Annotated in this window: 21 protein-coding genes and 1 pseudogene; 8 read left to right on the top strand and 14 right to left on the bottom strand. The window is 72.9% G+C overall.

The features are described from left to right. Window positions 1-19: 19 nt before the first annotated feature. The 4 genes from E1265_RS03530 to E1265_RS37815 all read right to left on the bottom strand — a co-directional run bounded on the left by E1265_RS03530 (window position 20) and on the right by E1265_RS37815 (window position 4,777). On the bottom strand, window positions 20-859 hold the full coding sequence (locus E1265_RS03530) for a hypothetical protein (RefSeq protein WP_132928714.1): 840 nt from the start codon (window positions 857-859) through the stop codon (window positions 20-22). A gap of 21 nt (window positions 860-880) precedes the next feature. Then, window positions 881-2,476, bottom strand: a complete 1,596-nt coding sequence (locus E1265_RS03525) for an ABC transporter substrate-binding protein (RefSeq protein WP_165953633.1) — start codon at window positions 2,474-2,476, stop codon at window positions 881-883. Between the two features lie 227 nt (window positions 2,477-2,703). Then, window positions 2,704-3,045 (bottom strand): carboxypeptidase-like regulatory domain-containing protein, encoded by a 342-nt coding sequence (locus tag E1265_RS03520; protein ID WP_132928712.1) that lies wholly within the window; start codon window positions 3,043-3,045, stop codon window positions 2,704-2,706. Window positions 3,046-3,130: 85 nt separating this feature from the next. After that, window positions 3,131-4,777 carry a metallophosphoesterase gene (locus E1265_RS37815; RefSeq protein WP_207930938.1) on the bottom strand — a complete coding sequence of 549 codons (1,647 nt, stop codon included), beginning with the start codon at window positions 4,775-4,777 and terminating at the stop codon, window positions 3,131-3,133. Between the two features lie 131 nt (window positions 4,778-4,908). Here E1265_RS37815 and E1265_RS03510 point away from each other — a divergent pair, with 131 nt between their 5' ends. Then, window positions 4,909-6,210 carry a serine hydrolase gene (locus E1265_RS03510; RefSeq protein ID WP_243740507.1) on the top strand — a complete coding sequence of 434 codons (1,302 nt, stop codon included), beginning with the start codon at window positions 4,909-4,911 and terminating at the stop codon, window positions 6,208-6,210. Between the two features lie 64 nt (window positions 6,211-6,274). Here the strand turns inward: E1265_RS03510 and E1265_RS38585 are convergent. After that, window positions 6,275-7,033: pseudogene (locus tag E1265_RS38585) on the bottom strand (YihY/virulence factor BrkB family protein); the annotation flags it as partial. Between the two features lie 269 nt (window positions 7,034-7,302). Here E1265_RS38585 and E1265_RS37810 point away from each other — a divergent pair. Together E1265_RS37810 and E1265_RS03495 are read left to right on the top strand one after the other, a co-directional pair. Beyond that, window positions 7,303-7,461, top strand: coding sequence for a hypothetical protein (locus E1265_RS37810; protein WP_207930937.1), 159 nt, complete (start codon window positions 7,303-7,305; stop codon window positions 7,459-7,461). Between the two features lie 83 nt (window positions 7,462-7,544). Beyond that, window positions 7,545-7,898, top strand: a complete 354-nt coding sequence (locus E1265_RS03495; RefSeq protein WP_132928710.1) for a MarR family transcriptional regulator — start codon at window positions 7,545-7,547, stop codon at window positions 7,896-7,898. A gap of 26 nt (window positions 7,899-7,924) precedes the next feature. On the opposite strand, the gene E1265_RS03490 is transcribed toward E1265_RS03495, so the two are convergent. Further along, a complete protein-coding gene (locus tag E1265_RS03490) occupies window positions 7,925-8,518 on the bottom strand; it encodes a 2'-5' RNA ligase family protein (RefSeq protein WP_132928709.1) in 594 nt (197 codons plus the stop codon). Between the two features lie 62 nt (window positions 8,519-8,580). Next, window positions 8,581-9,597 (bottom strand): tryptophan--tRNA ligase, encoded by a 1,017-nt coding sequence (trpS, locus tag E1265_RS03485; protein ID WP_132928708.1) that lies wholly within the window; start codon window positions 9,595-9,597, stop codon window positions 8,581-8,583. Between the two features lie 131 nt (window positions 9,598-9,728). On the opposite strand from trpS, the gene E1265_RS03480 reads away from it, so the two are divergent. Both E1265_RS03480 and E1265_RS03475 read left to right on the top strand, forming a co-directional pair. Then, a complete protein-coding gene (locus tag E1265_RS03480; protein WP_132928707.1) occupies window positions 9,729-10,718 on the top strand; it encodes a malate dehydrogenase in 990 nt (329 codons plus the stop codon). Between the two features lie 190 nt (window positions 10,719-10,908). Then, a complete protein-coding gene (locus tag E1265_RS03475) occupies window positions 10,909-11,799 on the top strand; it encodes a glycine betaine ABC transporter substrate-binding protein (RefSeq protein WP_132928706.1) in 891 nt (296 codons plus the stop codon). Window positions 11,800-12,071: 272 nt separating this feature from the next. On the opposite strand, the gene E1265_RS03470 is transcribed toward E1265_RS03475, so the two are convergent. Continuing rightward, entirely contained in the window at window positions 12,072-12,497 is a 426-nt protein-coding gene (locus E1265_RS03470) for a DUF3017 domain-containing protein (RefSeq protein WP_132928705.1), read from the bottom strand. Next, the gene (locus E1265_RS03465; protein ID WP_132928704.1) at window positions 12,494-13,363 is read right to left on the bottom strand and encodes a bifunctional methylenetetrahydrofolate dehydrogenase/methenyltetrahydrofolate cyclohydrolase; all 870 of its coding nucleotides are present in this window, start codon (window positions 13,361-13,363) and stop codon (window positions 12,494-12,496) included. The genes E1265_RS03470 and E1265_RS03465 overlap by 4 nt, the downstream gene beginning before the upstream one ends. Window positions 13,364-13,578: 215 nt before the next feature. Between E1265_RS03465 and E1265_RS03460 the strand changes: the two genes are divergently transcribed. Continuing rightward, window positions 13,579-14,235, top strand: coding sequence for an HNH endonuclease family protein (locus E1265_RS03460; RefSeq protein ID WP_132928703.1), 657 nt, complete (start codon window positions 13,579-13,581; stop codon window positions 14,233-14,235). Between the two features lie 23 nt (window positions 14,236-14,258). Then, window positions 14,259-14,510: a hypothetical protein gene (locus E1265_RS03455; RefSeq protein ID WP_132928702.1), complete on the top strand. Its 252-nt coding sequence runs from the start codon at window positions 14,259-14,261 to the stop codon at window positions 14,508-14,510. Window positions 14,511-14,663: 153 nt separating this feature from the next. On the opposite strand, the gene purH is transcribed toward E1265_RS03455, so the two are convergent. Then, entirely contained in the window at window positions 14,664-16,238 is a 1,575-nt protein-coding gene (gene purH, locus E1265_RS03450; protein ID WP_132928701.1) for a bifunctional phosphoribosylaminoimidazolecarboxamide formyltransferase/IMP cyclohydrolase, read from the bottom strand. After that, window positions 16,235-16,870, bottom strand: a complete 636-nt coding sequence (gene purN, locus E1265_RS03445; RefSeq protein ID WP_132928700.1) for a phosphoribosylglycinamide formyltransferase — start codon at window positions 16,868-16,870, stop codon at window positions 16,235-16,237. Before purN ends, purH begins: the two co-directional genes overlap by 4 nt. A gap of 165 nt (window positions 16,871-17,035) precedes the next feature. Here purN and E1265_RS03440 point away from each other — a divergent pair, with 165 nt between their 5' ends. Continuing rightward, window positions 17,036-17,848, top strand: a complete 813-nt coding sequence (locus E1265_RS03440; RefSeq protein ID WP_132928699.1) for a hypothetical protein — start codon at window positions 17,036-17,038, stop codon at window positions 17,846-17,848. On the opposite strand, the gene E1265_RS03435 is transcribed toward E1265_RS03440, so the two are convergent. From E1265_RS03435 to sucC, 3 genes are all read right to left on the bottom strand, one after another. Beyond that, the gene (locus tag E1265_RS03435; RefSeq protein ID WP_132928698.1) at window positions 17,772-18,995 is read right to left on the bottom strand and encodes a DUF6350 family protein; all 1,224 of its coding nucleotides are present in this window, start codon (window positions 18,993-18,995) and stop codon (window positions 17,772-17,774) included. The genes E1265_RS03440 and E1265_RS03435 overlap by 77 nt on opposite strands. Before the next feature lie 464 nt (window positions 18,996-19,459). Next, a complete protein-coding gene (gene sucD, locus E1265_RS03430; RefSeq protein ID WP_132928697.1) occupies window positions 19,460-20,350 on the bottom strand; it encodes a succinate--CoA ligase subunit alpha in 891 nt (296 codons plus the stop codon). Window positions 20,351-20,394: 44 nt separating this feature from the next. Further along, on the bottom strand, window positions 20,395-21,570 hold the full coding sequence (gene sucC, locus E1265_RS03425) for an ADP-forming succinate--CoA ligase subunit beta (protein WP_132928696.1): 1,176 nt from the start codon (window positions 21,568-21,570) through the stop codon (window positions 20,395-20,397). Window positions 21,571-21,952 lie beyond the last annotated feature (382 nt).

Raw genomic sequence — 21,952 nt, 5'->3', positions numbered from 1 at the left:
GATGCGGGGACATAGGCCCTCAGCGCGGCTCGCCGGCGGCCTCGGCGAGCAGCCGACGGCGGAACTCCTCCGGGTCGCGGGCCAGTTCGGGCACGACCCGGGTGCGCCAGTCCTCGGCGAGCCGCTCGAGGGCCTGGCCGAGGCCGCGGTGCAGCAGCCGCCGGGTGGCGAGCAGCGGCACCGCCACCACCGGTCTGGCCAGGCCACGGCCGCGCGCCATGGTCAGCACCTCGAGACGCCAGGCGCCGTCCGCGGTGGGGCGCGGCACGGCCTGGAGGTCGGCCCGCAGCAGGGCGTATCTGATGCCGATGGACAGCGGCGGCCGGCCGGGCGCGCCGCCGGCCGCCTCCCACCAGCGGCCGAGGTCGAGCTCGCCCCGGACGGTGAACGTGCGCCACCGCCGTGGCCGGCCGTCCGCCCTGGTGAGCGCGCCGGCCACGGTGAGTCTGACCCGCTGCGGCCGGTCGGCGCTGGCGAGGCGCAACTCTGTCACCACGCGCGCCGCCGAGGTCCGGCCGCCGTCGGCGAGCTCCTGTTCCTCGCGGCCGAGGTCGTGGCGGAGCGCGGTCTCCCTGGCCCGGTCCCAGCCGAGGATCGTCAACTCGCCGTCCGACCAGCGGTAGCCGCCGGCCTCGACGGGCTGCCGCGCGTCCGCGCCGGTGCCCCGGTAGCGGGCACCGGGACTCAGGTGTTCGCCGGCGACCAGCCGGGCCACCCGGACGGTGCGCCCGTCCTCCGCGACCAGCGTGCCGTCCTCCGCGTGCAGGCTCTCCAGGGCCTCGTGGACCACGGCGATGAGGCTCTCGACGCGCCCCCGGTCGACCGAGGTGAGCGCGAGCGTGTGCCGTAAACGTGCCATGGCTGCATCCTGCCCTAACGATCAGATGCGGTGCAGCTCCCACAGCCGCCAGACGCCGCTGTGCGAGACGAGGTTCTGGGTGCCGCTGATGTCGGCGGTGGTGATGATGGTGCGCTTGTCCTGCCAGATTGGCACGATGGGCGCCGAGCCGGCGGCGAGGTCGTGGATGGTGAGGAAGTCCTCGGCGGCGCGGGCCCGGTCGGACTCCTGGTGGGTCCTGCCGATCAGCTCGTTGATGGAGTTGTCGGAGAAGCCGGTGGCCAGGCCGTCGCCGGGGCCGAGGATGGTGTCGGTGAAGGTCGCCGGGTCGGGGAAGTCGGGCGTCCAGCCAATGAGCCAGGCGTCGTAGCTGCGGGCGCCGTAGATGGTGGGGATGAACTCGGCCCAGTCGTAGTAGGCGATCTCCACGTCGAAGAGGCCGCCCTCCTCCAGCTGCTGCTCGATCAGCGCGGCCTCGGCGTGGTTGGCGACGCCGCGCGAGTAGGCGAGGTCGAAGCGGACCGGGAGCTCGAGGCCGGCCGCCTGCATCTCGGTGCGCAGCGAGTCGGTGGTGGCGTCGCGGTACTGGTCGTAGTAGGGGGTGCCGTGGCCGGTGAAGCCGACGGGTATCAGCGAGTACAGCGGCTCCACCGTGTCCTGCTGGACGCGGCGGGCGATCGCCTCGCGGTCGAGCAGCGCGGCGGCGGCCCGGCGAGCGACGGCGTCGCCCATCGGCATGTCCTGGTCGGTGTTGAACGCCATCACGCGGATGCTGCCGCCGGTGGTCTCGGCGACCCGCAGCTCGGAGTCGCTGCGGTTGAGGTCGGACATCACCGAGGGGGGCATCCGGCCGTTGTTGACGTCGATCTCGCCGGCGTCCCACGCCGCGGCGAGCAGTTCCTCGGCCGAGGTTCCGTCGTCGGCCTGCACGAAGTACCGCACGGTCACCGGGGTGTCGGGGACGTCGACGGCGCCCTGGTAGTCGGGGTTGGGCACCAGCTCGGCGTACTCGTTGGGCCGGTACTCCTCGAGCAGGAAGGGCCCGGAGCCGACCACCTGGCCGTCGGTGCGGGGTTCGAGGCTGCTGTAGCTGTCCTGGTCGACGATGGCGCCCGCGCTGCCGGCGACGACGAAGGGGAAGGTGGCGTCGGGCTGGTTGAGTTCGAAGATGATGTCCTGGCCGTCGACGCGCACGGCCTCCAGGGTGGCCAGCAGGCTGGAGGGACCGGCGTAGGCGAACTTCTCCTCGTCGGGGATGCTGTCGTCCGCGGCTTCGCGCTCGGCGCGGTCGGCCATGGACAGGATGCGCTCGTACGAGTACCTGACGTCGTCGGCGGTTATCTCCTCGCCGTTGCTGAACCGCAGGCCCTCGCGGAGCGTGCAGCGGTAGACCGTGAGCTGGTTGTCGGTGAACTGGCAGCTCTCGGCGGCGTCCGGGACCGGCTCCTCCTGGCCCGGCACGTACGTCATCAGCGACTGGAAGAGGTTGCTCATCAGCGCCGCCCCGGCGGCGTCGTAGGCGCCGCCGGGGTCGAGGACGGTGGGCGTCGAGGTGCTGCCGACCACGATCGGATCCTCTTCGCCGCCACCCGACCGGAAGAACATCCAACCGCCGACGGCGCCGGCCAGCAGCACCATCGCGAGACCGATACCTGTGGCCGATCTGGCCCGGATCCGTCGCAACTCCCCGCGCCCTTCCTCCGACGACGTGTGGGAGGCCAGCCAACCACAGTGGCTGGTCCCGCGCATGGGTTAGGGGGCAACGGACGCGACTCGAATCTGGACGCTTTCGTCCCGCTCCTCGGACACTCGACCCTCACGTCCCGGCGGATGCCGTGGTGATTCGCGGTTCGTTCGGTGATGATTCAGTCGGCGAGCGCGCCCGGCACGTTCATCCGGAACTCGACCTCCACCGGCCGCCCATCGAGCCTGACCGCCACACTCTGGCTCCCCAGCTGCGGCGAGAACGCCACCAGCAGGTACTCGCCGTGCCCCGGCGCGGCGACGGTGAACCCGCCGTCCGCCGCGCTGCGTGTCTTGACCAGGTGTCGGCCGCCACCGGCGCCGGAGAGCGTCACGACGGCGCGGGGCAACGCCACCCCGAGGGAGTCCCGCACCCGCCCTCTGATGATCAGACCCGGCTCCGTCTCGACCTCGTCCGCCATACCCCCACGCTCCTCCTCGCTGTCGCGCGCTGTTCCCGTCACGCTGTCAGGTTGTGCCCTGCTCGTTATCTAGGACACCTGGACGGCACGAAAAGTTGACTCCTACGAGCGTTCGATCCACGTGTTTTCAGCCGGCGCGCAGCTCGATCAGCGTCACGTCGGGATCGGCGCCGATCCGGACCGGCGGACCGAAGGCGCCGGCGCCGCGCGTGACGTAGAGCTGCGTGTCGCCGTAGCGGTCGAGGCCGGCGAGGGTCGGGTTGGCGGCCGCCGCGACGTAGTTCAGCGGCCACATCTGGCCGCCGTGGGTGTGGCCGGAAAGCTGCAGGTCGACGCCGTAGTCGACGGCGTCGTGGATCTGCACCGGCTGATGCGCCATCAGGATGCTGGCCCTGGACGGGTCGCGGTCGCCCAGCGCGGCCTCGAAGTCCGGGCCGCCGAAGTCGGTGCCCTCACCGGCCACGTCGTTGACCCCGGCCAGGTCGAAGTAGGGCAGCTCGTCGCGGGCGTTGGCGAGCGGGCGCAGGCCGAGCTCTCTGACGTGGTCGACCCAGGCTCGGGTGTCCACGTTGTACTCGTGGTTGCCCGTCACGTAGTAGACGCCGTCCCGGGACTCGATCCCAGCGAGCGGCGCGACGGCCGACCGCAGGTCGTCCACCTCGGCGTCGACGAGGTCGCCGACGACGGTGACGAGGTGCGGCCGGGTGCGGTTGATGGTGTCCACCACCCGCTGACAGTGCGCGCGGCCGAGCAGGGGCCCGAGGTGGATGTCGCTGACGACGGCGACCCGATAGCCGTCCGCGGCGCTGGGCAGTCGCGGCAGCGTGACGCTCACCCGCCGCGTGACGAGCCGCCGTGCGGCGTACGTGCCGTACGACATGAACCCCGCCGTCACCACCCCCGTCACGACGGCGATCCCCCGCGCCACGACGAGCCTCCGGCTCGGTCGGCCACGAACCGCCGCTGACGCGGCGGCCCCAGCCACCCCCGGGGCTTCGCCCCGGTCCTCGGCCGCCGCGCTCCGCGCGGACGCGCCTCCGGCGCGTGCGGGCTCGGCAACGACGCGGCCTCCGGCCGGGACGGAAGAGCCGCCGGCTTCGCCGCGGCTCCCGGCCCCAGCCGGCTCGGGCGCAGCGCCAGCGGCACGGGCTCCGGCCCCGGCAGGGGCCGGCGTCACGGCCGGCATGGCCGCCGCGCCACCGGCACCGGCACCGGCTGGGCCGGGGCGGCCGCGGCCTTCGTCCGGCACGACCGCCGCGCCAGCGGCGCCGGCACGAGCTGGCTCCGAGCTCTCGGCCCGGCCGCCGGCCGAGACGGCCGAGCCACCGGTTTCATCGCGGCCCCCGGCCGCAGCCGGGCCCGCCGCGCCAGCGGCACCGGCAGCGCCCCCGGCCAGGCCCGCCGCGCCAGCGGCGCGGGGTTCGGCCCCGTCAGGGGCCGGCGTCGCGGCCGAGGCCGCCGCGCCAGCGGCTCGGCGGAGGAGGAGGGGACGGATGGCCTCGGAGATGGCCAGGGTGAGGAGGATGTAGAGGAGGCATCCGTACCAGTAGTTGCCCGGCCAGGCGAGGATCCGGACCAGGGGAAAGGGGAGGCCGAGGAGGCGGCCGCCCAGGATGGCCAGGAGTGACGTGACCGGCAGCACACACAGCAACACCGTGCCGACACGCCGGTACCAGCCTCCCGGCCGGGACACGTCGCGGACGAGCCGCAGCCACAGGTACCAGTGGACGACGACCACCAGCACCAACAGCACGGCGACGAAGCCGAACCCCATCCCGCCAAACCCTTTCGTCAGGACCCCGGAACCAAGTATGGGCGAGGCTGGTCCCCCGGTTGACGGCGGCTCTCACCGGTTTGGCACGCTGCGCTCGCCCCGTCACGCCGCGACGACGGTAAGTTCACGATGTGCCGTTCAATCGCTCGTCTGCTTTTACGACCGCCGCGCGCGCGTTCGGCTGCGCCGCACTCGTCACGTTCGCCCTCGTCTCGCCGGCCCACGCCGACGGGGAGGCGGACGACGCCCGGGACGAACACCCCCCGGAGACCATGTCCACCATCGGCGGCGAGCGTCTCGGCCGCCCCGGAACGCAGGTCGACGGGGGCGACGACGCGCCCGCCCTGCCCGACGACCTCACTTCCAGGTCGTGGATCGTGGCCGACGCCGAGACCGGCGACGTGCTGGCCGCGCACAACGCGCACTGGCCGCTCGCCCCCGCGAGCACCCTCAAGATGCTGTTCGCCGACACCCTGCTGCCCAGGTTCGAGCGCGACGAGACCTACCGCGCCGAGCCGGAGCACTTCGAGGAGATGGGCGAGGGCAGCAGCGCCGTCGGCATCGCCGACGGCCAGACCTACACCGTCGAGGACCTGTGGCACGGCGTCTTCCTCGCCTCGGGCAACGACGCCGTCTACGCACTCACCGCCATGAACGGCGGCAAGGACCGCACCGTCGCCGAAATGAACGAACGCGCCGAGGAGTTGCAGGCCAACGACACCCACGTCGTCAACCCGGACGGCTACGACGCCGAGGGGCAGCGCTCCTCGGCCTACGACCTGACCCTCTTCGCCCGCTCCGGCATGCAGAACTCCGACTTCCGCGAGTACGTGTCGACCCCGCGCGCCGAGTTCCCCGGCGCCGGGGAGGGCGAGGACCGGGAAAGCTACGAGATCCAGTCCACCAACCGACTGCTCGTCGGGGCGCCGGGGCTCGACCGCTACGAGGGGCTCGCCGGCGTCAAGAACGGCTACACCTCCGCCGCGGGACACACCTTCACGGGCGTCGCCGAACACGAGGGACGGGTGCTGCTCGTCACGGCGCTCGCGCCCGAGGACGACGACCCGCTTGCCGTCTACCGCGAGTCGGCGGCGCTCCTGGACTGGGGCTTCGCGGCCGAGGGTCTGGTCGAGCCGGTGGGCGAGCTGGTGCCGCCGCTGAGCGAGCTGCCGGAGTCGGGCGGCGAGGACGGGGAGGAGTCGGAGGGCGGCGACGACGGCAAGAACGGCGGCCAGGAGGCCGGCCTGCACGGCGCGGCCGGCTCGGAAGGCGGCGCCGTCAGCGGACTGCGGGTGCTCGGCATCACGTCGGCGGGTCTCGTGGTGCTCGCCGCGGGGGCCTACGTGTTCCATCGCCGTCATCCGCTTCCGGCGCTGAGTCAGCTGTCCGCTCTTCGCGCAGGACGTCGGCGCGACGACGCTCCTGAGGAGTGACCGCCGCGGCCGTCCAGGCGCAGCACACCAGCAGCAGCTTGGCCAACAGGTTGATCCAGATCAGCAGCGCGATGGGAAAGCCGAAGGCCCCGTAGAGGTTGCGGGTCGCGACCTGGGTGAGGTAGCCGCCGAGCAGCGCCTTCAGCAGCTCGAAGCCGACCGCGCCCAGGCCGCAGACCGTCAGCAGCACGCGCCGGGGCGGCCGGACGCCGGGCAGCCAGGTCAGCACGTAGCCCAGCAGCAGCGACGTCACGGCCGCGGCGAAGGCGTAGGCCGCGAACTGGATCAGCAGGATCCCGGGACCGTGCTTCGCCATCGCCCTGACCACGGCGAGCGCCAGTCCCGAGACGGCGAGCGAGAGCAGCGTGATGACGCCGAGCCCGGCCAGCACGCCGAGGTCCTTGGCGCGCCGCAGCAGCGGGTTGCCCGGCGGGTCACGCAGGTCCCACAGCTCCCGCAGGCAGCCGCGCAGCGCGTTGACCCAGCTGGCACCGGTGACCACGACGAGCAGCAGCGAGACGAGGCCGAGGGTGTCGGCGTTGTCGAACAGGCTGTCCAGGTCGAGCCGGCGCGAGATGCCGGGCACCTGGTCGGCGAACCAGTCCTCGATCTGGCTCACCCGCTCGTCGCTCAGCACGGCGGCGGCGATGGCGGCGGCCAGGCCGAGCACCGGGAAGAGCGCCGTGAAGCTGGTGAAGGTGATGGCCGCCGCGAGCCGGGTCCAGTTGCGTTCCTCCAGGTACGCGTAGACGTGCCAGACCCTGGTGCGTTGGAGCCTCGCCAGCGTGGGGCCGATCCAGGGCAGTCGGGTCAGAGTCACCATCGCGCGTGCCACGGTAGGGGCGCCTACCCGAGAAGGGAGCGGGGACACGCCACGGCGCTGCGCGCGGCGGATACGGCGGCGTCAGTGCCGGGCGGGACCGTTGGGGCCGGAGACGGCCCCGAGCTGGGTCAGCCCGTCCAGGACGTCGGTGCGGGTCCCGTACTCGGTGAACCTGCCGTCGGCCACACGCAGGATGTCGTTGCCGCTGAAGGCGATCCTCGTGCCGGTCAGGGCGGTGGCGTGGGATGCCGCCGGCGTAGGTGGCGCGCATGGTCCAGCGGGTGGCGACCAGGTCGCCGTCGACTATCGGGCCGAGGTCGACGGTGATGGTGATGTCGCCGAAGGCGGCCATGGTCTGCTCGATCTCGGGCGGCGACCGCGCCGGTCCGGTGACCGCCGTGGAGTCGCTGCCGTCGGGACGCGCCTGATGGACGGTGAAGCCGGGGGCTGAAGTCGTCGCGCAACATCTCGCTCCAGCGGTCGTAGAGGGCACGCGGCCGCGGCTGTCACCGTGGCCGCCCGGCGGCATCACACCGCGGACGCCCTGTTCACGTTGACCGGGGTCACGTTGACCGGGGTCACGTTGACCGGGCTGACCTCCGGATCGGCCAGCCGCCTGGTGGACCGGCTGGAGCGGGCCGGACTCGTCGAGCGTCAGCCCCACCGCGACGACCGTCGCAAGATGCTCGTCTCCCTCACCGCTCAGCGCACTCCGGAGCTCGAAGCCGCGTGGGAGATTCCGGGAAGGGCCTTCGGCCAGGCCCTGGACGCCTTCACCGACGAAGAGCTCGCGGTGATCGAGCGCTGTCCGCGGCGCACCACCGAGGTCGGCGGCGAACAGGCCGAACGCCTACCCGGCGACTGACCGAGGAACAGCACTTCGGCCGGGTGTCAGACCGTCCGCGGCGTGGGCTCGCCCGCCAGGGCGCCGGCCGGCGCGCCGCGCCCCCGCGCCGCGCGGCCCCGCGCGAAGCGGAACTCGCGGCACGGCTGCCAGACGCCGGCCGCGTCCTGCTCGTAGAGCGCGAAGCCCCGCACCGTCCAGGCCGCCTCGTAGTCGGCGAGCTCGGCCTGGGCGATGTCCATCGCGTCCTCGGCGATGCCGTGCGCGAGGGTGACGTGCGGGTGGTAGGGGAAGCTCAGTTCGCGGTCGAGCGGGCCGCCGGCCGCCCGCACTCGCTCCTGGAGCCGGTCGCAGGCCGGTCCGCCCTCGACCACCCGCAGGAAGACCACGGGGGTCAGCGGCCGGAACGTGTCGGTGCCGCACAGGCGGATCGGGAAGGGCCGGCAGGACCTGGCCACGGCGGACAGGTGGTCCTCGATCGCGGGCCGGTCGGATGCCGGCACCTCGATCGGCGGCAGCAGCGTCACATGGGTGGGGATGCCGGCCGCGGCGGCGTCGCCGAAGCCGAGGCGGCGACGTTGCAGCGCGCTGCCATGCGGTTCGGGGACCGCGATCGACACGCCGAGCGTGACCGTGCCCATGCCAGGACTCCCTTCCGTCCGCTGCTCGTTACTCGCGCCCCCACCCTCGAGGCCCGACCCCGTCAGCCACCGGCCGGCGGCAGGAAGCCGACCCGGTCGTAGACGGTGGCCACCGTCTCGGCCGCGACCGCCCGCGCCTTGGCGGCACCGTCGGCGAGGATCGCGTCCAGTTGGGCCGGGTCGTCGAGGAACTCGAGCACCCGGGTGCGGAACGGCGCCACCCACTCGGCGAAGATGTCGGCGACCTCGACCTTGAGCGGTCCGTAGAGCTGGCCGGTGAACTTCTCCTCGATCTCACCGATCTCCAGGCCGGTCATGGCCGAGTAGATGGTGAGCAGGTTGCTGACGCCGGGCTTGGTCTCCGGGTCGAAGCGGACCTCGGTGCCGGTGTCGGTGACCGCGCCGCGGAACTTCTTGGCCGAGGCCTTCGCCTCGTCCATCAGCCAGACCACGCCCTTGTCCGAGGCGGCGGACTTGCTCATCTTGGCCGACGGGTCCTGCAGGTCGTAGATCTTGGCGGCGCCCTTGAGGATGTACGCCTCGGGCATGGTGAGCGTCTCGCCGAACAGGCCGTTGAACCGCTGGGCGACGTCCCGGGTGAGCTCCACGTGCTGGCGCTGGTCCTCGCCGACCGGCACCTGGTCGGCGTGGTAGAGCAGGATGTCGGCGGCCTGGAGCACGGGGTAGGTGAACAGGCCGACGGTGGTGCCCTCGGCACCCTGCTTGGCCGACTTGTCCTTGAACTGGGTCATCCGGGAGGCCTCGCCGAACCGGGTGAGGCAGTTCATCACCCAGGCGAGCTGGGTGTGCTCGGGCACGTGGCTCTGCACGAACAGGGTGCAGCGCTCCGGGTCGAGGCCGGCGGCGAGCAGTTGGGCGGCGGCCAGCCTGGTGGCCTGCCGCAGCTCGGCCGGGTCCTGCGGGATGGTGATCGCGTGCAGGTCGACGATCATGTAGAACGCGTCGTGGGTCTCCTGCAGGGCCACCCACTGGCGCACCGCGCCGAGGTAGTTCCCGAGGTGGAACGAGCCCGCGGTGGGCTGGATTCCGGAGAGCACACGCAGTCGTCCTGTGGTCATGGCTCCATTGTCTCAGGTCCCCCACCCTCCGGGGCCAGCCCGATCCCGGCCGCACGGGAGGCGTCGGTTAACCTGACGGGCGGACCTGAAGGATCTCGCTGTCTGAACTGTCCGTCTTCGGAAGGCCACACATGCCCCGCACCCCCGTCACCGTAACCGTCACCGGAGCGGCCGGCCAGATCGGCTACGCCCTGCTCTTCCGCATCGCCTCCGGACAACTCCTCGGCCAGGACACCCCCGTCCGGCTCCGACTGCTGGAGATCACGCCGGCGCTCTCGGCCGCCGAGGGCACCGCCATGGAGCTGGACGACTGCGCCTTCCCGCTGCTGGCCGGCATCGACATCACCGACGACCCGAACGTCGCCTTCGACGGCGCCAACGTGGCGCTGCTGGTCGGCGCCCGGCCGCGGACCAAGGGTATGGAACGCGGGGACCTGCTGGAGGCCAACGGCGGCATCTTCAAGCCACAGGGCAAGGCCATCAACGACCACGCGGCCGACGACGTCAAGGTCCTCGTCGTGGGCAACCCGGCCAACACCAACGCGCTCATCGCGCAGGCCGCCGCGCCCGACGTGCCGGCCGAGCGGTTCACCGCGATGACCAGGCTCGACCACAACCGCGCGCTGTCGCAGCTGGCGAAGAAGACCGGCAGCAGCGTGTCCGAGATCCGCCGCCTGACCATCTGGGGCAACCACTCGGCCACCCAGTACCCGGACGTGTTCCACGCCGAGATCGCCGGGCGGAACGCGGCCGAGGTCGTCGACGACGAGAAGTGGCTGGCCGACGAGTTCATCCCGACGGTCGCCAAGCGCGGCGCGGCCATCATCGAGGCCCGCGGCGCCTCCTCGGCGGCCTCGGCGGCCAACGCGGCCGTGGACCACGTGTTCACCTGGGTCAACGGCACGGCCGAGGGCGACTGGACCTCGATGGCCGTCCCGTCCGACGGCTCCTACGGCGTGCCCGAGGGCCTGATCTCCTCGTTCCCGGTCACCACGGCCGACGGCTCGTACTCGATCGTCCAGGGGCTGGAGATCAACGAGTTCTCCCGCACCAGGATCGACGCCTCGGTGCGGGAGCTCACCGAGGAGCGCGAGGCCGTCCGCGGCCTCGGCCTCATCTGATCGACCGGCGGCGCGGAAGCGTCCCGGGAAAAAGCGGAAGAAATCACGGAGAGATCGTGCGCGAGTGGTGGCCCCGAACCTGAGGTCGGGGCCACACTGCATCCCACGCACACCCCGCACATCCCGCACACATCTCGCCCGTGCTCCGCTGGGCCCCGCCCCGCCGCGACACCCCGAAGGACTCCACACCATGCGGATACGTCATCCCCTGTTCGCCGGGATGGGTGCCCTGAGCCTGCTGGCGGTGAGCGGCTGCAGCCTGGCCGAGGGGGTGACCGGGCGGCTGGCCGAGGACGAGCGGGAGCCGGTGGTGATCGCGGTGCCGGCGTGGCCCGGCGGGCAGGCGAACGCGGCGGTGGCCGCCTATGTGCTGGAGAACGAGCTCGACGTGCCGGTGCGGCGCGTGGAGCTGAGTCAGCGGGACGCGTGGGAGCAGCTCGGGCAGGGCGACGTGCAGGCGGTGCTCGAGGACTGGGGGGCGCTGCCGGACGCGGTCGAGCTGTACGTCGAGCGCAAGGAGCAGGTGGTGGGGGCGGGCGAGCTTGGCATCACGGGCCATGTCGGCTGGTACGTCCCCGAGGAGTTCGCCGAGGCCAACCCCGGGGTGCTGGACTGGCGCAACCTGAACGACTTCGCGGGCGAGCTCGGCGGCCGGCTGCTGCACGGCGATCCGGAGTACGCCACCAGGGACGAGGCCATCGTCGAGGACCTGGACCTGGCCTACCGGCCGGTGGCGGCCGGCAGCGAGGACGCGCTGGTCGCGGAGATAGCGGGCGCGGCCGAGGCCGGCGAGCCGCTGCTGACGTACTTCTGGGAGCCGCACTGGCTGAGCGCCGAGGTGCCGCTCACCGAGATACGGCTCCCCGAGTACTACCCGCGGATAGCGCTGCAGAAGTACCTGAACGCCGAGTTCGCCGCCGCGGGCGGCGCGGCCGTCGACTTCCTGCGGAACTTCTCCTGGTCGGCCGACGACCAGAACGCGGTGGCGGAGCTGATCGCCGGCGAGGGGCTCACGCCGACGGCCGCGGCCGAGCGGTGGGTCACCGAGCACCCGGACACGGTCGCCGGCTGGCTTGAGTAGGTCCGCCCAGACCTAGTGCCGCATCAGCCAAGGTTCGCCCCGTCGCGACGCCCGGCACGGCACTCGCTGCGTTACCGAATCGCGCGCATACGGCCGAGTATGAGCTGCGCTGCTGCCGATGTGCGGCTCCGCCGCGTGGGGCGCCGTGAGCGAGGCGAATGGGGGCACTCCCCCGAGCACTCCGTGCAGGGGGCACCCCCACCCGGACGAAGTCTGGGGGAGCACCGCACCGGACGCCGCTCCTTGACGGGCGAACCTCGGCTGACACGGCACTAGCCCGCGGAGAAGCGCAGCAGGTCGTTGAGGAGCGGCAGCTCGAGCCAGGGGCTCGGCTCGGCCATCAGCGTCAGCAGCGTGATGAGGAGGCCGGCGACGCCGTAGGTCAGCACGTCGGTGAAGCGGGAGCGGACCGCGAGCATCCCGACGGCCGGCAGCCAGCCGCGCATGCCGGCGGCGGCGAGCAGCGAGCCGCCCACGATCAGCAGCCCGATCCGGAAGTCGCCGAGGGTGACGAGCAGCCCGAGCAGGGTGCCGCCGAGCACCGCGAGCAGCGGCCACTGCCGTATCGGGGCCGGGGCGCTGCCCGGCGCGGTGCGCTGGCCGCCCTCGGGGCGCGCGGTGTCGCGCGTGCGGTACTTCTCCGGCACCCGCCAGCGGCGGATCCAGCCGGCCACCGGGCGGCTTCCCACGCCGCTCACCCGCCCACCTCGACGGCGGCGGCGCGCTCGGCGGCCTCCACCACGTTCTGCAGGAGCATGGCCCTGGTCATGGGGCCGACGCCGCCCGGGTTCGGGGAGAGCCAGCCGGCGACCTCGGCGACGCCCGGGTGCACGTCGCCGACGATCTTGCCGTGCTCGTCCCTGCTGACGCCGACGTCGAGGACGGCGGCGCCCGGCTTGACGTCCTCGGGCTTGACCAGGTGGGGCACGCCGGCGGCGGCCACGATGATGTCGGCCTGGCGCAGGTGGGCTGCGATGTCGCGGGTGCCGGTGTGGACCTGGGTGACCGTGGCGTTCTCGCTGCGGCGGGTGAGCAGCAGCGGGATGGAGCGGCCGATGGTGACGCCCCGGCCGACGACGACCACGTGGGCGCCGGCGATCTCCACGCCGTGCCGGCGCAGCAGCGTGACCACGCCGTTGGGGGTGCAGGGCAGCGGGGCCGGCTGGCCGAGCACGAGGCGGCCGAGGTTGGTCGGGTGCAGGCCGTCGGCGTCCTTGGCGGGGTCGATGAGCTCGAGCACCCGGTTGGCGTCGACGCCGCGCGGCAGCGGCAGCTGGACGAGGTAGCCGGTGCAGGCCGGGTCGGCGTTCAGCTCCCGGACGACGGCCTCGATCTCCTCCTGGCCGGCGGTGGCGGGCAGCTCGCGCTGGATGGAGGCGATCCCGACGGCGGCGCAGTCGCGGTGCTTGCCGGCGACGTACTTCTGGCTGCCGACGTCGTCGCCGACCAGCAGGGTGCCGAGGCCGGGGGTCACGCCGCGTTCCCTGAGGACGGCGACCCGGGCGGTCAGGTCGGTCTTGATCGCGGCCGCGGCCGCCCTGCCATCGAGAATCTGGGCGCTCATGGCCGCCATTCTCCCGGATGGCGTGGGTGGGAATCGAATCCGGTCCCCGGACCGGGCGGTCACACGCCCGTCGCGCGCCGGTCGACCCCGGTGCGCGACGAGGTCGTGCGGGGAGGCGGGACGCTTCGGGGGAACCGCCCCGTAGATCATGAGCACGACACAATTCGGGTAGACCGGTCATCAGGCAACTCCCCACACCTCTACGGAGGTTCCTGATGCTCCACCCCCAAAAGCCCACCCCCACACGCTGGTTGGCCGCCGCGCTGACGACCCTGCTGGCCGTGCCGCTGCTCGCGCTGGCGACCGCGGCGCCGGCCGACGCCCTGCCGCCCGACATCCCCGACGAGGAACAGGCGCGTGCCGAGCTCGCGGCCCTCACCGTGGAGCCGCCCGGCTCCATGGCGGGCTACTCGCGCGACGAGTTCCCGCACTGGACCACCGTGAACGGCTGCACCACCCGGCAGAGCGTGCTGATCCGCGACGGCGAGAACGTCGAGCTGGCGCCCGGCAGTTGCCGGCCCGTCGCCGGCGACTGGTTCAGCCCCTACGACGACACCACCTGGACCGACCCGTCCCAGCTCGACATCGACCACGTCGTGCCGCTGGCCGAGGGCTGGCGGTCCGGCGCCGACGAGTGGACCAGGGACCGGCGCCGGCAGTTCGCCAACGACCTCACCACATCGCAGCTGATCGCGGTGAGCGCCGCCTCCAACCGCTCCAAGGGCGACCAGGACCCTGCCGACTGGCAGCCGCCGGCCGAGGGGTTCCACTGCGTCTACGCGGAGATGTGGATCCACGTGAAGTACGTGTACGACCTCACCCTCGACCAGGACGAGCTCGACGCGCTGGGCGAGATGCTCAACTCCTGCTGACCCAGCGGGTAAGAAGTGGAGGCATGAGCGACAGGTACACGGTCTTCACCGCGCCCCGCGGCGGGGTGATGACCAGGGAGGTCGGCGTCATCACGGGGGAGCTCGAACTCCACACCGGCGCCGCCGAGGACGGCACCCTGACCATGCGGATCCGCTACGCGGGGGCCGCCGAGTGGTACACCGTCGACGGCGGCCCCTACCGCCTCCACGACCCGCGCGACCACGAGGTCCTGCACGAGATCGTCGTCAACCTCCTGCACAGACCCCAGCCATGACGCTCCCCTGGGCGAGGCGGAACGAGGACCACGCGTCCACCCACGGCGGCGGGCCCGGTGCCCCTGGGGGGCGCCGAGCCGCACGGCCGACGGGCGGCACTCGCCAGGCCCGGGGAGACCAGGGCCTGGTCCTCGAAGACCGCCCCGACAGGGCTAGTGGAAGAAGTGTCGGGTGCCGGTCAGGTACATCGTGACGCCCGCGGCCTTCGCCGCCTCGATGACCTGCTCGTCGCGGACCGAGCCGCCCGGCTGCGCGACCGCCCGCACGCCCGCCTCGATCAGCACCTCGAGCCCGTCGGGGAACGGGAAGAACGCGTCGGACGCCGCGAACGAGCCGGCCGCACGCTCCTCGCCGGCCCGCCGCACCGCGAGCCGCGCCGAGTCCACCCGGTTCACCTGGCCCATCCCGACGCCCACCGTGGCGCCGTCCTTGGCCAGCAGGATCGCGTTGGACTTCACCGCCCGGCAGGCCCGCCAGGCGAACCCGAGCTCGGCGAGCTCGGCGGCCGGCAGGGGCTCGCCGGCGACCAACCGCCAGCCGGCCGGGTCGTCGCCCGCCGCCTGCAGCCGGTCCGTGACCTGCACCAGGGTGCCGCCGTCCACCGGCCGGTACTCGGTGCCGGCGGCCGGCGCCTGCGGGCAGCGCAGCACCCGGATGTTCTTCTTGCGGGCCAGCACCTCCACCGCGCCGGCCTCGAAGTCCGGGGCCACGATGACCTCGGTGAAGATCTCCGCCACCTGCTCGGCCATCGCCACCGACACCGGCCGGTTGACCGCGATCACGCCACCGTAGGCGGACAGCGGGTCACAGGCGTGCGCCTTGCGGTGCGCCTCGGCCACGTCCGAACCGACCGCGATGCCACAGGGGTTGGAGTGCTTGATGATCGCCACGCACGGCTGCTCGTGGTCGTAGGCGGCGCGCCGCGCGGCGTCGGTGTCGACGTAGTTGTTGTACGACATCTCCTTGCCGTGCAGCTGCTCGGCGGCAGCGAGACCGGTGCCGCTGCCGTCCCCGTAGAGCGCGGCGGCCTGGTGCGGGTTCTCGCCGTAGCGCAGCACCCGCTCCCTGGTGAACGTCAGGTTGGCGTTCTCGATGAACAGCTCGCCCTCGGGCGCGTCGAGCTGTGCGAACCAGCCGGCCACCGCCGCGTCGTACTCGGCGGTGTGCTGGAAGGCGCGGGCCGCGAGCCGCCGCCGCTGGGCCAGCGTGAAACCGCCGCCCTCGACCGCCGCCAACACCTCCGGGTAACGCGCCGGGTCCACCACGACCGCCACGGACGGGTGGTTCTTGGCCGCCGCGCGCACCATCGAGGGGCCGCCAATGTCGATCTGCTCCACGCACTCGTCGACCGAGGCGCCCGACTCCACCGTCCTGCGGAACGGGTACAGGTTCCCCACCACGAGCTCGAACGCCTCGATGCCGTGCTCGGCGAGCTGCGCCCGGTGCGCGTCGAGCCGCTGGTCGGCCAGGATGCCCGCGTGCACCCTCGGGTGCAGCGTCTTCACCCGGCCGTCGAGCACCTCGGGGAAGCCGGTGACGTCCGCCACCTCGGTGACGGGCACCCCGGCCTCGGCGATGGTCCTGGCCGTGGAACCGGTGGAGACCAACGTCACCCCGGCCGCGTGCAGCCCGGTGGCCAGCTCGGCGAGGCCCGTCTTGTCGTAGACGCTGATCAGCGCCCTGCGCACCGGGCGCCGCGAGCCCTGATCGCTGTGTTCGCCGGTCATGGGATAAACACCTTCCGTCCCTTGATGCTGTAGCCGTCCCGGGCGAGTCGCCCCACGACCTCGACGAGCAGCCCTCGCTCGACGTCCTTGATCCGCTCGTGCAGCGCGGCCTCGTCGTCCGCGTCCTCGATCTCCACGGCCCGCTGCGCGATGATCGGCCCGCTGTCCACGCCCGCGTCGACGAAGTGCACGGTGCAGCCCGTGACCCGCGCGCCGTGGTCGAGCGCGTCGCGCACCGCGTGCGCGCCCGGGAAGCTCGGCAGCAGGGCCGGGTGGGTGTTGACGACGCGGCCGCCGAAGCGCGCCAGGAACGCCGCCCCCACGATCTTCATGAAGCCGGCCGACACCACCAGGTCGGGCCGGTGTTCGGCCACCGCCTCCGTCAACGCCGCGTCCCACGCCTCGCGGGTCTCGAAGTCCCGCACCCGGCACACGAACGTCGGAAGACCGGCGCGCTCCGCCCGCCTGAGGCCCTCGATCCCGGGCCGGTCGGCGCCCACGGCCACCACCTGGGCGCCGTACGCCGGACCGCGCTCGGCCACCGCGTCGAGCAGGGCCTGGAGATTGGTGCCCGAACCGGATACCAGAACGACGACGCGCGCCGGCGCCGCCGGCTCAGCTGGAAGGGGCACTGCGAAAACTTTCTCTGCGTCTCTGCGTGTCCGTGTCTCTGCGCGAGCCTCGGGGGGAGTCCCCGGCAACGATACCGGCACGCCCCGCTCCCCCCGTGCCGTGGGGCGGTCCGCTCCAGGTACGGTCGAAAGCAACGCACCTAGCAGGGAGACCCGACGACCACCATGACGGACCGACGCCGTGCCTCCGAACCCCAGGACCGGTCGGGCGAGGAGCACAACCCCTTCGCCCCGCCACCCGAGGGCGCGCCCGACCGACCCTGGCAGCCGCGTCACCTCACGGGCGAGGACCGGGACGGTGCCCAGGGCGCCGGCCAGGACGGGGGCGAGAGCCGCGGCGAGAACGGGGCCCAGGACCGCGAGCGGGAGAGCCAGCGGCAGCGCTGGGGCAGCCAGTGGAGCAGCCGGCAGCCGCGGCGAGGGAGCGGCCGCTGGGGCGAGCCGTCAGGCGGCGGCCAGGACGGCGGCCCGGGCTCAGGCGTCGGCGGCCCCGGCCGGTGGGACCCCTCCGACCCGGCCCAGCGGCACGCCCGCTACGCGATGTTGGCCGGCATGTGGGGCGTGCTGACGGCGGCGCTCGGCTGGGAGTGGCTGGCCCTGCTGCTCGGCTCGCTCGCTCTGTACTGGGGCATCAGCGCGCTGCGCGGCGGACCGAAGGAGAGCCCCGAGGCCAGGGACCGCCGGGTGGCCGCCCTCCAGGGCGGGCAGGGCGGCGCACCGGCGCCCGGGCCCGAGGGGAAGCGGGGACCCGGGCAGTCGGCGGCCCGCGCCGCGTCGTCCCCCGGCCGCGCCTCCGCGATCTCCGGGGTGGTGCTGGCCGGCGTCGCGCTGCTGCTGGTCGCCGCCTCGTACACGATGCAGCTCGTCTACAAGGACTACTTCGACTGCGTCGACGACGCGCTCACCACCCCGTCCCGCGAGTCCTGCGAGAATCTGCTGCCCAGCCAGCTCCGCCCGTACTTCGGTGAGCGGGAGTGAGCCTGAGCTCCTCCAGGATCCGCTGCTCGCGTGGCCTGCGGGCGCCACGCAGCCGCCAGGCGCGCAGCGTGAGCGCCAGCGGCGTCGCGAGGGCGGCCGTCCAGGCGACGGTCGCGCCGGCCACCAGGTAGGGGTCCGGGCCGAACTCGGCCATCGCGGCCGTGCCGAGCGGCCCGCCGGCCAGCGCCGCGAGCCCGCCCATGGCGAGGCCGGCGCAGAGCGCGGCGAGCAGCGCGGTGCCGGCCGTCGCCCACCAGCCGTCCGCCATGGCTCGTGAGTCGCGCACCGGGACGGCCGCATGCGCCACGAACCACGCCACCACCAGCACCACGGCCGCCGGCACCGGCGCGACCAGGGCCCAGGCCCAGGGCGCCTCAAGCGGCCCGCCGGGCGCCATGGCCAGCAGCGGGAAGTCCGGCAGCGCCGGCTCGCCGCGCACCACGAGTGGCCCGACGAGGCTGTCGGCGCCGAGCGTGAAACCGGGCCCGAGGCCGTAGGACGCCGCCCACACCGCCGCGTTCGGCGCCAGCGTGCCGACCACGAGCAGCAACCCGATCCGGCCCGACCACTCGTCGGTGAGCGCGGCGAACACCTCCTGGGCGACGCCGGCGTGGATCAGCAGGGCACCGGCGGCCAGCAGGGCCCCGACGCCGCAGCAGGCCACCGCGCCGGCGAGCGCGGCCCGCCCGGCGGCCCCGACCCGGCCGTCACCGGCGGCCAGGGCCGCGACCAGCGTGACGGCGCCCACGAACAGCGGCAGCCGCCCGACCGAGACGAGCGGCGCCGTGCCGACCGCCGCGGCGCCGGCGGCCACCACGAGATAGCCGCCGAGGATCGACAGCGCGGCGGCCGGACCCGTGCCCTTCGCGGCGCGGCACAGGAGAGCGGCCGGCAGGGCGGCCAACAACAGGGGCGTCAACCCGACCGGCGCGGGCACGCCGCTGAGCGTGTCCGTGCGGAGCAGTTCGACGCCGTGCCCCAGCAGCCACAGATCGGCGGCCGTCCGCAACGCGGCGCCTGGCCCGGTGCCGGAGTAGGGCGAGATGGTCCACAGCATCAGCACCGGCACGGTGACGATGCCGAGCCCGAGTGCGGCGGCCAGCGCGCCCTCCAACCACCAGCGGTTTCGGAACGAGTGCTCTGCCACCCGGCCATGCGAAAGGTCTGCCACCCGGCCATGCTGACAACCCGGGCCCACCGGCCCGGCCCGGCACACCGACAAGCTGCTTTTCCCACCCACACGCTCGCGCTCGGCGTCAGCCACCCCTGCCGGGGCCGCCGGGGCCGGCCGCGCCGCGCCCGAAGCTCGGGCCCACACCCGCTCGAGGTGCTTTCCCCACCCACCGCCCTCATCCGCACGCCGCCGGCCGGGCGCCGCTCGCGAGCTGGTGGCCGCTACGCGGCCGATGCCCCGGCGGCGCGGCCGCCGCAGGCGCACCGCGTGCTCAGCGCGGCCTGCCCCCAACCGCGCGAAGCGCCGGACAGGACGGGTGGGTGGGGAGAATCCCGCGCGAAGTGCCGTGGCGGCTGGGCGCCCCGTGCCCAGAACGCGACCCGCCCCTTCTCGCGCTTCGGGCGAGAAGGGGCGGGTGGAAAAGGAGCCCGTGAAGATCAGGCCGCGTTGGACAGAACCTCGCGCGCGAGCCGCGCCGTCTCGGACGGCGTCTTGCCGACCTTGACGCCGGCCGCCTCCAGCGCCTCCTTCTTCGCCTGCGCCGTACCGGACGAGCCGGAGACGATCGCACCGGCGTGGCCCATCGTCTTGCCCTCGGGCGCGGTGAAGCCCGCCACGTAGCCGACCACCGGCTTCGAGACGTTCTCGCGGATGAAGTCCGCCGCCCGCTCCTCCGCGTCGCCGCCGATCTCGCCGATCATCACGATCAGGTCGGTCTCGGGGTCCGCCTCGAACGCCGCCAGCGCGTCGATGTGCGTGGTGCCGATGATCGGGTCGCCGCCGATGCCGACGCACGTCGAGAAGCCCAGGTCACGCAGCTCGTACATCATCTGGTAGGTCAGCGTGCCGGACTTCGAGACGAGCCCGATGCGGCCCGGCTTGGTGATGTCGGCCGGGATGATGCCCGCGTTGGACTGGCCGGGGGTGATCAGGCCCGGGCAGTTGGGGCCGATGATCCGGGTCTTGTTGCCCTTCGCGCCGGCGTACGCCCAGAACGCCGCCGTGTCGTGCACCGCGATGCCCTCGGTGATCACCACGGCCAGCGGGATCTCGGCGTCGATCGCCTCGATGACCGCGTCCTTGGTGAACTTCTCCGGCACGAAGATCACGGTGACGTCGGCGCCGGTGGCCTCGATGGCCTCCTTGACGCCGCCGAAGACCGGTACCTCGGTGCCGTCGAAGTCGACCTTCTGACCGGCCTTGCGGGGGTTCACGCCACCGACGATGTTGGTGCCGGCGGCCAGCATGCGCCGGGTGTGCTTCTGGCCCTCGGAGCCGGTCATGCCCTGGACGATGACCTTGGATTCCTTGGTGAGGAAGATAGCCATTTCTCTTATTGTCCTCGTCTGTTCCGGATGTCCTGGTCCGAGCCCTACTTGGCGGCCAGCTCGGCGGCCCGGTCGGCCGCGCCGTCCATGGTGTTCACCTGCTCGACCAGCGGGTGGTCGGCGTCGGTGAGGATCTGCCGGCCCAGTTCGGCGTTGTTGCCGTCGAGGCGGACGACCAGCGGCTTGTTGACGTCCTCGCCCTTGGACTTGAGCAGCGCGAGCGCCTGCACGATGCCGTTGGCGACCGCGTCGCACGCGGTGATGCCGCCGAAGACGTTGACGAAGACGGACTTGACCTCCGGGTCGCCCAGGATGATCTCCAGACCGTTGGCCATCACCTCGGCGGAGGCACCGCCGCCGATGTCCAGGAAGTTCGCCGGCTTCACGCCGCCGTGCTTCTCGCCCGCGTAGGCCACCACGTCGAGGGTGGACATGACGAGGCCGGCGCCGTTGCCGATGATGCCGACGTTGCCACCCTCGAGCTTGACGTAGTTGAGGCCGCGCTCCTTGGCGGCGGCCTCCAGCGGGTTGGCGGCGGCCTTGTCCTCGAGCGCCGCGTGCTCCGGCTGCCGGAACTCGGCGTTGGCGTCCAGGGACACCTTGCCGTCAAGCGCGATGATCCGGCCGTCGCCGGTCTTGACCAGCGGGTTGACCTCGACGAGCAGGGCATCCTCCTTGATGAAGACGTCCCACAGCCGCACCAGCACGTCGGCCACCTGGTCGGCGACCTCGGCCGGGAAGTTCGCCGCCGCGACGATCTCGCGGGCCTTCTCGGCGGTGACGCCCTCGATGGCGTCGACCGGGATCTTGGCCAGCGCCTCCGGCTTGGTGGCTGCGACCTCCTCGATCTCCATGCCGCCCTCGACGGAGGCCATGGCGAGGAAGGTGCGGTTGGTGCGGTCGAGGAGGAAGGAGACGTAGTACTCGTCCACGATGTCGGCGGTCTGCGCCAGCATCACCCGGTGCACCGTGTGGCCCTTGATGTCCATGCCCAGGATGGCCTCGGCCTTGGCCACCGCGTCCTCGGGGTCGGCGGCCAGCTTGACGCCACCGGCCTTGCCCCGGCCACCGGTCTTCACCTGCGCCTTGACGACCACGCGACCGCCGAGGCGCTCGGCCGCCGCGCGCGCCGCCTCCGGCGTGTCGATGACTTCACCGTCCAGCACCGGCACGTCATGCTTGGCGAAGATGTCCCTCGCCTGATATTCGAACAGGTCCACGCGCGTCCGTCCCTCAGTCAGTGGTCTCGCGGTCGTTGTCGACGTGGGCGTGCCGCGTGGCCGCGGCGCGAGGCATGGTGACCTAGGCTGACGCACGCGGCAAGTCCGACGTCGAGCGTATCCGGGGGCCCTGAGGGCTCATAAATCGCGGGTCACACCAGAGTGGTGAGACCTGTCACAGTTCGCCCCGCGCCGGCCCGCTCACACGGGGTCCCGGCCGCGCGCTCCGGGACGAGCTCGGACGGGAAGAGGCTTTCCCACCCGGGCCCCCGCGAAACCAGGCGCTCCGCTGGAAGTGCCGCGACGGGCCGTCGACCGTCCGCGGCGCCACCGCGGCTGATCCCGCCCCCACGGCGGACCCTCGCCCCCTTCAGGGGTCGAC

Origin of the sequence: Streptomyces sp. 8K308, from assembly GCF_004348315.1 — a bacterium.
Classification (GTDB): Bacteria; Actinomycetota; Actinomycetes; order Streptomycetales; family Streptomycetaceae; genus Streptomyces.
The sequence above is the reverse complement of the archived record's forward strand: the minus strand, read 5'-3'. Positions and strand labels throughout refer to the sequence as shown.

Coding starts and splice junctions, on each gene's coding strand:
- E1265_RS37810 (WP_207930937.1), top strand. CDS start 7,303: ATGGTCCAGCGGGTGGCGACCAGGTCGCCGTCGACTATCGGGCCGAGG.
- E1265_RS03455 (WP_132928702.1), top strand. CDS start 14,259: ATGAGCGACAGGTACACGGTCTTCACCGCGCCCCGCGGCGGGGTGATG.
- sucD (WP_132928697.1), bottom strand. CDS start 20,350: ATGGCTATCTTCCTCACCAAGGAATCCAAGGTCATCGTCCAGGGCATG.
- E1265_RS03525 (WP_165953633.1), bottom strand. CDS start 2,476: ATGGTGCTGCTGGCCGGCGCCGTCGGCGGTTGGATGTTCTTCCGGTCG.
- E1265_RS03530 (WP_132928714.1), bottom strand. CDS start 859: ATGGCACGTTTACGGCACACGCTCGCGCTCACCTCGGTCGACCGGGGG.
- trpS (WP_132928708.1), bottom strand. CDS start 9,597: ATGACCACAGGACGACTGCGTGTGCTCTCCGGAATCCAGCCCACCGCG.
- E1265_RS03475 (WP_132928706.1), top strand. CDS start 10,909: ATGCGGATACGTCATCCCCTGTTCGCCGGGATGGGTGCCCTGAGCCTG.
- purH (WP_132928701.1), bottom strand. CDS start 16,238: ATGACCGGCGAACACAGCGATCAGGGCTCGCGGCGCCCGGTGCGCAGG.
- E1265_RS03490 (WP_132928709.1), bottom strand. CDS start 8,518: ATGGGCACGGTCACGCTCGGCGTGTCGATCGCGGTCCCCGAACCGCAT.
- E1265_RS03460 (WP_132928703.1), top strand. CDS start 13,579: ATGCTCCACCCCCAAAAGCCCACCCCCACACGCTGGTTGGCCGCCGCG.
- E1265_RS03465 (WP_132928704.1), bottom strand. CDS start 13,363: ATGAGCGCCCAGATTCTCGATGGCAGGGCGGCCGCGGCCGCGATCAAG.
- E1265_RS37815 (WP_207930938.1), bottom strand. CDS start 4,777: ATGGGGTTCGGCTTCGTCGCCGTGCTGTTGGTGCTGGTGGTCGTCGTC.
- E1265_RS03480 (WP_132928707.1), top strand. CDS start 9,729: ATGCCCCGCACCCCCGTCACCGTAACCGTCACCGGAGCGGCCGGCCAG.
- E1265_RS03440 (WP_132928699.1), top strand. CDS start 17,036: ATGACGGACCGACGCCGTGCCTCCGAACCCCAGGACCGGTCGGGCGAG.